The organism is Deltaproteobacteria bacterium (genome assembly GCA_016875225.1).
In the GTDB taxonomy this organism is placed as follows: Bacteria; Myxococcota_A; UBA9160; order SZUA-336; family SZUA-336; genus VGRW01.
This window is the reverse complement of the sequence record VGRW01000144.1, coordinates 1-4,333: the sequence shown is the minus strand read 5'-3', so window position 1 is coordinate 4,333 and position 4,333 is coordinate 1. Positions and strand designations below refer to the sequence as shown.

Annotated in this window: 5 protein-coding genes; 2 read left to right on the top strand and 3 right to left on the bottom strand. The window is 70.4% G+C overall.

Annotated elements, in window-relative coordinates:
• The 3 genes from FJ108_18010 to FJ108_18000 form a co-directional block, all read right to left on the bottom strand.
• Window positions 1-384: alpha/beta fold hydrolase (locus FJ108_18010; protein MBM4337787.1), on the bottom strand; the 384-nt coding region annotated here is incomplete at its 3' end.
• Between the two features lies 1 nt (window position 385).
• A complete protein-coding gene (locus FJ108_18005; protein MBM4337786.1) occupies window positions 386-808 on the bottom strand; it encodes a DUF1330 domain-containing protein in 423 nt (140 codons plus the stop codon).
• A 19-nt stretch (window positions 809-827) separates the two neighbouring features.
• Window positions 828-2,561 (bottom strand): arylsulfatase, encoded by a 1,734-nt coding sequence (locus FJ108_18000; protein ID MBM4337785.1) that lies wholly within the window; start codon window positions 2,559-2,561, stop codon window positions 828-830.
• Between the two features lie 167 nt (window positions 2,562-2,728).
• Between FJ108_18000 and FJ108_17995 the strand changes: the two genes are divergently transcribed.
• Window positions 2,729-3,727 (top strand): glutathione S-transferase family protein, encoded by a 999-nt coding sequence (locus FJ108_17995; GenBank protein ID MBM4337784.1) that lies wholly within the window; start codon window positions 2,729-2,731, stop codon window positions 3,725-3,727.
• A partial coding sequence (locus FJ108_17990; protein ID MBM4337783.1) for a glutathione S-transferase occupies window positions 3,724-4,333 on the top strand: 610 nt, incomplete at its 3' end. The genes FJ108_17995 and FJ108_17990, both read left to right, overlap by 4 nt.

The window sequence follows — 4,333 nt, the reverse complement described above, 5'->3', positions numbered from 1 at the left end:
CCCCAGGCTGCCCCAGTCCTGGCCGAAGAGCACGGCATCGCGCGCGTCGACGGCGAGGAGCCACTCGCGCATCCAGGCGACGTGTCGCGGATAGGTGTAGTCCGCCTTTGCCGCGGGCTTGTCGCTCCTGCCGAAGCCGACCAAGTCGGGCGCGAGCACGCGGTAGCCGCGCGCGACCAGGCCGGGGATCATCTTCCGGTACAGGTACGACCAGGTCGGCTCGCCGTGGAAGAGCACGGCGCAGATCGCGCCGCGCGGCCCCTCGTCGACGTAGTGGACGCGAAGCCGCCCGCCCTCGAAGTCGGCCACCTCGAGGTAGCGCGGCGCGAACGGGTAGCCAGGAAGATCCGCGAAGCGCGCCTCGGGAGTGCGGAGCTTTTCCACGTCAGCGTTCCTCCTGCGTGGTGGCGACCAGCCACTGGCTCTCGAGCCCCGCCGTGCGGTGCACGCCGATCGCGGCGACTTCGGGGCTCGTGGCGAGCTCGACGAACTTCGCGCGCGATGGGTACTCCGCCAGCGCGCTCGCGTGGTAGCCGGGCTCGACGTCGGCGATCACCATCTGATCGACGCGGCCCATGTACAGGATCCGGCCGCCGTGCGACTCGACGATCTTGCGCATCGGGGTCCCGTAGCGGAGGTACGCCTCTTCCCCGGAGACTCCCTGGTCCGGAGCGTCGGCGCGCTCCTTGTAGCGCAGCAGGTTCAGCATCACGACGGGCCGGTCCGGCGGGCCCGCGAGCAGGGTCTTCAGCTGTTCGGGCCTGGGATAGATCGACACGCGCCCCTCCAGTCTGCGGCTCTCGGGCATTGTGGCACAGCCACTGTCATTAGGGAAAGCGCTTGCGCGTGAAGCGCCGGTAGAGCGCTCGCGACAGCCAGCCCAGCGCGAGCAGGAGCGCGACGGCCACCGCCGCGATCACGGTCGAGTAGCGGCGCAGCAGCACCGAGGCCGTGTTCGTGGCGAGCTGCTCGAAGGTGTTGTAGCCCGCGGGCACCTCGAGCACCCCGACGCTCGCGGCGAAGACGCGGTAGTCGTCGAGCAGCTCCGCGAAGCGCTCGGGCTCGTCGTCGTCGAGCACGCGCGTCTCGCCCGGGTCGCTCGCCAGGTCGTACAGGTGCCAGAGGCCGTCGCCGTGGGGCGGCAGATCCCTCACCAGCTTGTACGCGCCCTTCCAGAGCGCGGCGCTTCCCGCGGCCTCCATCCCGACGGGGTCGGCGTCGCCGTAGACACGCTCCGCGCGGTCGAGGAGCACCGGTCGCAGGCTGCGCCCGGTGATCGGCGCGGGACCCGCGGGCGGCGTGACCGAAGCGAATTCGAGGATCGTCGGCGCGATGTCGGTGACGTAGGAGAACGCGCGCTCGGTCTGAGCCGCGGGAATGCCGGGGCCGGACATCACCAGCGGCACGCGCACGCCGCCCTCCGCGGCGTGGAACTTGAACAGCGCGTGCGGGGATGAGTTCGCGTTCGCCGCTTCCGGGCCGATCGCGGCGAAGGTTCCCTTCTCGCCCAGACGCTCGACGTCGCGCGAGTAGCCGACGCTGTCGAGCCAGCGGCGGAACGGCGCGCTCGTGGTGGGGTCGCCCGACTCCGCGCCGTTGTCGGAGAGCACGAGGAAGAGCGTGTTCTCGTACGCGCCGATCTCGCGCAGGTGCGCGATCAGGCGGCCAAGATGGTGGTCCATCGCCTCGAGCATTCCCGCGTTCACGGCCATGCTCTTCGCGGCGAGGCGCTGCTCGTCCGGCGGGAGCGCGTCCCAGTCGCGCAGCCCCGCGGGCAGCGGTCGGATCGGCAGATCGGCGGCGATCAATCCGCTCGCGATCGCGCCGCGGTGCCGGCGCTGGCGCTGCGCGGCCCATCCCGCGTCGTACACGCCCTCGTAGCGCGCGACGAACTCGCGCGGCGCCTGGATCGGGATGTGGATGGCCAGGAAGGGCAGATACGCGAAGAACGGCCGGCCGTCGCCGTTCGCGCCGTCGATGTACTCGATCATGCGATCGACCAGAAGCTCCGAGGAGTAGAACGTCTCGGGCAGGCGCACGGGCGCACCGTCCTCGAACCAGTCGGCGCCCTCGTAGATGGGCAGGTACGCGCGCTGCTCCCAGTTGTCGCCGCCGGTGGCGTCGAGCGCGAGCGAGCGCTCGAAGCCGTGGGAGTCCGGAAGCGCGCCGGGCGTGTGGCCCAGGTGCCACTTTCCCGTCATGTAGGTGTGGTAGCCCGCGCCGCGCAGGATCGTCGCGATCGTGACCACGTTCTCCGCGAAGTGACCGAGATACCCCGGCCGGCCCGCGTGCTCGGGCGGAACCGTCTCGGGAAGATTCGCGACGCCCGCCGTGTGGCTGTCGACGCCGGTGAGCAGCATCGCGCGCGACGGCGCGCACATCGGCGAGACGTGGAAGTTCGAGAAGCGCGCGCCGCTCGCGGCGAGAGCGTCGATGTTCGGCGTGGCGATCTCGCTTCCGTACGCGCCGAAGTCGGTGTAGCCCGCGTCGTCGACCAACACGAGCACGACGTTCGGGGGCGACGCGTCCGCGGCGCGCGCGGGCGCGGCGGCGAGGAGCAGCGCCGCGCCTGCGGCCGCGAACCGGGTCCGGAACCTCGACACGAAACCTCCTGCCGCGGACGGCTGTCCGATATTGGCACTCGATATGATAAATTATTTCGCCGCTGGTTCTGGCAGCATACCGCGAGGCTCGCCCCCCGGGGGGGGCGAGCGGATGAAGGAGCGCGATGACCCACCCCTACCGGATCTTCGGCATCGAGATGTCCCCCTACTCCGTGAAGGTTCGCTCGTACTTTCGCTACAAGGGGATCCCGCACCGCTGGATCGTGCGCGACGCCGACGCGCAGGCCGAGTACGCGAAGTACGCCAAGCTCCCGATCGTGCCGCTGGTGGTGACGCCCGGCGGCGAGGGGATCCAGGACTCGACGCCGATCATCGAGCGGATCGAGGCGGAGCACCCGACGCCGTCGATCCACCCGCCCGACCCGGTGTCCGGGTTCGTCTCCGCGCTGCTCGAGGAGTTCGGCGACGAGTGGGGCAACAAGTGGATGTTCCACTTCCGCTGGGCGCGCGACGTGGACCAGATCGCCAGCGCCGGGCGGATCGCGCGCGGCATGATGCCGGCCGCGAGCGACGAGCAGCACGCGGCGATGAGCGCGCAGATCCGCGAGCGGATGGTGAACCGGGTCTTCTTCGTCGGCTCGAACGAGAAGACCGCGCCGCAGATCGAGAGCTCGCTTCGCGAGGCGCTCGGGATCCTCGACGCGCACCTGGCCACGCGGCCGTACCTGTTCGGCGCGCGGCCCGCCTTCGCCGACCTGGGTCTCTTCGCGCAGCTCTACGAGGCCTGGACCGATCCGACCGTGGGAGCGCTGGTCGAGGGCCGAGCACGAAACGTGCTCGACTGGGTGCACCGCATGCTCTGGCCGCGCGCGGAAGGCGAGTTCGAGCCGTGGTCGGCGCTCGAGCCCACGCTTCTTCCGCTGCTGCAGCGCAGCGTCGGCGCGCTCTTCCTGCCCTGGACGCTCGCGAACGCCGCCGCGCTCGCCGCGGGGCGCGAGGAGTTCAGCGTCGCGCTCGACGGCAGGGAGTGGACGCAGAAGCCGCAGAAGTACCACGCGAAGTCGCTACAGGCGCTGCGCGAGAAGTACGCGCGCGTGGCGGACAAGTCCGCGCTCGACGCCGTGCTCGAGCGCGCGAACTGCCTGGCGGGGCTGCGCCCGTGATCGACCTCTACACCGCCGCGACGCCGAACGGGCACAAGGCCTCCGTCACGCTGGAAGAGCTCGGGCTTCCCTACACCACCCACGCGGTCGACCTGTCGAAGAACGAGCAGAAGCAGCCCTGGTTCCTGGCGATCAACCCCAACGGGCGGATTCCCGCGATCGTCGACCGCGAGCTCGGCGACCTCGCGGTCTTCGAGTCCGGCGCGATCATGATCCACCTGGCGGAGAAGACCGGGCGGCTCCTGCCGACTTCACCCGCGCCGCGCGCGCGCGTGCTCTCGTGGCTGATGTTCCAGATGGGCGGGATCGGCCCGATGATGGGCCAGGCCAACGTCTTCTTCCGCTACTTCCCCGAGAAGATCCAGCCGGCGATCGACCGCTACCAGAACGAGTCGCGCAGGCTCTTCGAGGTTCTCGACCGCAGGCTCGGCGAGAGCGAATGGCTGGCCGACGACTTCTCGATCGCCGACATCGCGAACTGGTGCTGGGTGCGCACGTACAAGTGGTCGGGCGTCTCGATCGACGGGCTAGAGCACCTGCGCCGCTGGCTCGACGCGATGAAGGCGCGGCCCGCGTGCCAGCGCGGAATCGAGGTGCCGGTCGCGG